The organism is Serratia quinivorans, from assembly GCF_946227985.1.
In the GTDB taxonomy this organism is placed as follows: Bacteria; Pseudomonadota; Gammaproteobacteria; order Enterobacterales; family Enterobacteriaceae; genus Serratia; species Serratia quinivorans_A.
Genome location: NZ_CAMKGL010000023.1, coordinates 1 through 5034, shown reverse-complemented (window position 1 = coordinate 5034; position 5034 = coordinate 1). Strand labels below are relative to the sequence as shown.

The window sequence follows — 5034 nt, the reverse complement described above, 5'->3', positions numbered from 1 at the left end:
CCCATGCCGAACTCAGAAGTGAAACGCCGTAGCGCCGATGGTAGTGTGGGGTCTCCCCATGCGAGAGTAGGACACTGCCAGGCATCAATTAAGCCAAGAGGCCATCCGCAAGGATGGCCTTTTTGCTGTGTGCGAAAAACAAAAACAGACGCCGCTACGCAGCGCTTCGTTAGAAGCCTCCACATCACAATATCCTCAGAATAAAAGCCAGCTGGCTATCTTTAATATATAAATTTCAAAAATGTTTAAACATAATAAATGACTTTAAATATATATAAGCCAATTTGGGTGAGATACTTGAGTTTTCGGTAATAAGACCCAGCTATGAAAAAATCTCTGTATTAATCATTTTTGTATCTATCTATAACGTATTACCCAATTCATTTATATAGAAAATACCTTATAAAACAATCAAAAGTATTCCCTCGGTGGATGTTATCCAGATAAAAGCCCTATCGTTGAAAACAAATATTAGCCTGGCGTGCCGAATCGAGTAGACTAGGTGAAGGTTCATTTCCGTATAGGTATTTATCGTTATGTCTACTGAAAGCGCGTCATTAAAAAAGCACAATACTTTTGCGCTCCCGGTCAACGCAGCGCATCTGGTCATTGCAGAAACAATCGAATTAATGATCAAGGTTTGGCAGAAAACACAGAAGCGTCAAGAGCCGCTGCTGGTACTTGGCGAAGGGAGTAACGTCCTGTTTCTTGATGATTTTTCCGGTACGGTAATGATCAATCAATTAAAAGGTATCGACATCCGAGAGGAGGAGGATGCCTGGTTTCTCCACGTTAGCTCTGGTGAGAGTTGGCATGGTTTGGTTTGTCACACTTTAGAAACTGGCATCCCTGGGCTGGAAAACCTGGCGTTGATCCCCGGTCTGGTCGGCTCTGCACCTATTCAGAACATCGGTGCCTATGGTATCGAGCTCAAGAGCGTATGTGACTACGTTGATCTATTGGATCTGACTACGGGTGCCATCGATCGCATTGCCGCATCAGACTGCGGCTTTGGTTACCGAGAAAGTATTTTTAAACATCATTTTCAGAAGGGACATATCATTGTTGGTGTAGGCCTACGTCTTAGCAAGCAATGGGATCCAATGTTGAATTATGGCGATCTGACGAAGCTGGCCCCTGAAACGGTGACACCACGTCAGGTATTTGACTCAGTATGTGCAATGCGCCGCAGCAAATTGCCTGATCCTAAAGTGACGGGTAATGCAGGCAGCTTCTTCAAAAACCCATTGGTCAGTAGTGAAAAGGCAGCAGCGTTGACTGTCGAATATGCTGGTATGCCGCATTACCCGCAGCAGGACGGTCAGGTGAAGCTGGCTGCAGGTTGGTTGATCGATCAGTGTGGGCTGAAAGGTCACCAAATTGGCGGTGCAGCGGTACATAGTCAACAGGCGCTTGTGCTGGTTAATGTGGGTAATGCCACCAGTCATGACGTGGTGGCGCTGGCACGGCATGTACGTAATACCGTAGCGAAAAAGTTCGATGTATGGCTGGAGCCGGAAGTTCGCTTTATCGGTGCGGGCGGTGAGTTGAACGCCGTAGAGGTTCTTTCATGAAGGATACCAAAGTTCCCCTTAAGCTCATTTCTATACTGGCTGATGGTGATTTCCATTCTGGTGAGCATCTTGGAGAGTTGCTGGGCATGAGTCGTGCCGCTATTAATAAACATATCCAGACAATCCGCGAATGGGGTTTGGATGTGTTTACTGTGCCTGGGAAGGGCTATAGCCTACCTAGTCCGATCCAGTTGCTGGATGTTGAACGTATTCTTGGCCAACTGGTTGATAAGCGTGTCACTGTGCTACCGGTCGTGGACTCGACCAACCAATATTTGCTGGATCGGATTGCCGAATTGCAATCTGGCGATGCCTGTGTTGCTGAGTACCAGCAGGCTGGTCGTGGTCGTCGCGGTCGCCAATGGATCTCACCATTTGGTGCTAATCTGTATCTTTCAATGTTTTGGCGTCTGGAGCAGGGGCCTGCAGCAGCAATGGGTCTGAGTCTGGTGATTGGCATCGTGATGGCTGAGGTACTCAAAGGGCTTGGGGCGCAAGATGTCAGAGTTAAATGGCCAAACGATTTGTACCTTAACGATCGTAAGTTGGCAGGTATCTTGGTCGAATTAACGGGGAAAACCGGTGATGCGGCCCAGCTGGTGATTGGTGCCGGTATTAACTTGGCGATGCGTGAAACCAATGCCAATGCGATTAATCAGGGCTGGATAAACCTGCAGGAAGCGGGAATTAATATCGATCGTAATGAATTGGCCGCTACTTTACTCAATGAATTGCGTCAATCGCTGCAGCAGTTTGAGATTGAGGGTTTAGCGCCATTTATTGCGCGCTGGCGTGCTTTGGACAACTTTATCGATAGACCGGTTAAACTATTAATTGGCGAACAACAAATATTTGGCATTGCACGGGGTATTGATCAGCAGGGAGCATTATTGCTCGACCAGGATGGTGTGATTAAACCGTTCATTGGTGGGGAGATATCCCTACGTAGTGCCGAGTAATTATCAATAGATATAAGGGGCCGGTAGGCCCCTTGCTTATTATTAAATTACTTTCTTAAACGAACGCTTTCAACCGCGTGATTAGCACTCTTCGTCATGATCAGACTGGCTCGCTCACGTGTCGGTAGAATATTTTCTTGCAAATTCAGCCCATTAATCTCATTCCATAGCTGAGAGGCTATATTGACAGCTTCTGGCTCAGGCAACTTAGAATAGTTATGGAAATAAGAGTCGGGATTAGAAAATGCGCCCTGACGGAACTTAAGAAATCTATTGATATACCAGGATTGCAGTAGTTCTTCGGGAGCATCGACATATATTGAGAAATCAACAAAGTCAGAAACAAATACACGATGCGGATCATGAGGGTAATCCATTCCGCTCTGTAATACGTTTAGCCCTTCAAGAATAAGAATATCCGGCTGCTCGATGATTTTATTCCCTTCGGGAACAACATCATAAATCAGATGGGAATAGACCGGAGCGGTCACGCGTTTAGCGCCGGATTTCACTTCAGAAACGAATTTCACCAGACTGTGCATATCATAAGACTGTGGGAAGCCTTTTTTCTTCATCAGCCCGCGTTCGTTCAACACCTTATTCGGATGCAGAAAACCGTCGGTGGTGATCAACTCAACGCTACGATGTTCCGGCCAACTGCCAAGCAATGCCTGTAGCAAACGTGCAGTGGTACTTTTACCTACGGCAACACTGCCGGCAATGCCGATAACGTAGGGGATTTTTTGTCCATCAGTACCGAGAAATTGCTCAAGTACGGCCTGACGGCGCAGGTTTGAACTGATATAGAAGTTCAACAATCGGGATAGCGGCAGATAAATCTGTGCTACCTCTTCCAAAGAGAGATCTTCGTTAATCCCTTTCAGTTTAACAATCTCTTCTTCTGACAGTGTCAGCGGCACCGAATCCCGTAACGCAGCCCACTGGGTACGATCGAACTGAAGATAGGGCGTCGCTAAAGATTGATCTCTTTTTATCATAAGCCAAATTCTGCCTGTTAACGCAGGTTGGGAAAGGCGCCAGACGCCAACTCCAGATAATAATCAAGCTGCATATTATAGACAGCTTCGTTTTTGACGTAGACTTTTTTCGCAAAAGTTGGCGATTAGTATGAGTTTATCTCAATTGTGCGAAGCGGCGCGCAGTAGGCGGAAGTCGCTTTTGGCGTATTCCTACTTCAATTCGCAGCTTGCCGAATGGGGTGAAACTGCTGTTTAGGTCAAATATGTAGACGACACTCGCAAAAGAACAATTGCAGTGTAGGGCGTGATGACTGTGATTGATGAATATTTGTACGCCTTACAGTGTGAATTGCCAGGCAGTGGGCAAAATTGGGCGATTTATGAGCGAAAGTGCAGTTAACGCAATTTTTTTGTTGCATAGGCCGTCCGGTCTACCTAGAATGCGCTGCACTTGATGCCGGCTTAGCTCAGTTGGTAGAGCAACTGACTTGTAATCAGTAGGTCACCAGTTCGATTCCGGTAGCCGGCACCAATCAAGTCACAGTAGTTAAAATCTGGTGGGGTTCCCGAGCGGCCAAAGGGAGCAGACTGTAAATCTGCCGTCACAGACTTCGAAGGTTCGAATCCTTCCCCCACCACCATATCTTGCCTTCGGCAGTTAACTGGCCAGCGATAAACTCGCAACAGTTGAATTGCAGAAGGGGAAGGCGAAAGTCTTCAGCAAGGTTCGAGTTGTGCAGCGCATCGCGCAGCCGGCCCGAAGGGTGAGAGTTAAGCGACGAACAATCCTTCTCCCATCTAAAAATTCTACAGAAAAGTCAGGTAGCCGAGTTCCAGGATGCGGGCATCGTATAATGGCTATTACCTCAGCCTTCCAAGCTGATGATGTGGGTTCGATTCCCACTGCCCGCTCCAAGATGTGCTGATATAGCTCAGTTGGTAGAGCGCACCCTTGGTAAGGGTGAGGTCGGCAGTTCGAATCTGCCTATCAGCACCACTTCTTATAATCTCGCCCCCTGATTTTCTTTCTGTTCTGGATTCAACAGGCAAATGCTTGGTTGATGTGGTGATACCACCGATTTATCCGTGTCTTAGAGGGACAATCGATGTCTAAAGAAAAGTTTGAACGTACAAAACCGCACGTTAACGTCGGTACTATCGGCCACGTTGACCACGGTAAAACTACCCTGACTGCAGCAATCACCACCGTTCTGGCTAAAACCTACGGCGGTTCTGCACGTGCTTTCGACCAGATCGATAACGCGCCAGAAGAAAAAGCTCGTGGTATCACCATCAACACTTCTCACGTTGAATATGACACCCCGACTCGTCACTACGCGCACGTTGACTGCCCAGGGCACGCCGACTACGTTAAAAACATGATCACCGGTGCTGCTCAGATGGACGGCGCTATCCTGGTTGTTGCTGCGACTGACGGCCCTATGCCTCAGACCCGTGAGCACATCCTGCTGGGTCGTCAGGTTGGCGTTCCTTTCATCATCGTATTCATGAACAAATGCG

4 protein-coding genes, 4 tRNA genes and 1 other RNA gene are annotated in these 5034 nt (G+C 47.4%); 8 read left to right on the top strand and 1 reads right to left on the bottom strand.

All coding sequences use genetic code 11. The annotated features are described in order from the left end of the window. Nucleotides 1–536 precede the first annotated feature (536 nt). Nucleotides 537–1574, top strand: coding sequence for a UDP-N-acetylmuramate dehydrogenase (gene murB / locus OCH02_RS25375; RefSeq protein WP_261433588.1), 1038 nt, complete (start codon nucleotides 537–539; stop codon nucleotides 1572–1574). Further along, on the top strand, nucleotides 1571–2533 hold the full coding sequence (birA, locus tag OCH02_RS25370) for a bifunctional biotin--[acetyl-CoA-carboxylase] ligase/biotin operon repressor BirA (protein WP_261433584.1): 963 nt from the start codon (nucleotides 1571–1573) through the stop codon (nucleotides 2531–2533). Before murB ends, birA begins: the two co-directional genes overlap by 4 nt. 47 nt (nucleotides 2534–2580) lie before the next feature. On the opposite strand, the gene coaA is transcribed toward birA, so the two are convergent. Continuing rightward, nucleotides 2581–3531: a type I pantothenate kinase gene (coaA, locus tag OCH02_RS25365; protein WP_261433582.1), complete on the bottom strand. Its 951-nt coding sequence runs from the start codon at nucleotides 3529–3531 to the stop codon at nucleotides 2581–2583. Nucleotides 3532–3969: 438 nt separating this feature from the next. Here coaA and OCH02_RS25360 point away from each other — a divergent pair. The 6 genes from OCH02_RS25360 to OCH02_RS25335 form a co-directional block, all read left to right on the top strand. After that, nucleotides 3970–4045: transfer RNA gene (locus tag OCH02_RS25360), tRNA-Thr, on the top strand. A 24-nt stretch (nucleotides 4046–4069) separates the two neighbouring features. Beyond that, nucleotides 4070–4154: transfer RNA gene (locus OCH02_RS25355), tRNA-Tyr, on the top strand. Between the two features lie 46 nt (nucleotides 4155–4200). Next, nucleotides 4201–4316, top strand: a non-coding RNA gene (locus OCH02_RS25350) — RtT sRNA. A 37-nt stretch (nucleotides 4317–4353) separates the two neighbouring features. Further along, a tRNA-Gly gene (locus OCH02_RS25345) sits at nucleotides 4354–4428 on the top strand. Between the two features lie 6 nt (nucleotides 4429–4434). Next, nucleotides 4435–4510: transfer RNA gene (locus OCH02_RS25340), tRNA-Thr, on the top strand. A 109-nt stretch (nucleotides 4511–4619) separates the two neighbouring features. Beyond that, the coding region (locus OCH02_RS25335; protein WP_135314758.1) for a GTP-binding protein at nucleotides 4620–5034 on the top strand (415 nt) is incomplete at its 3' end.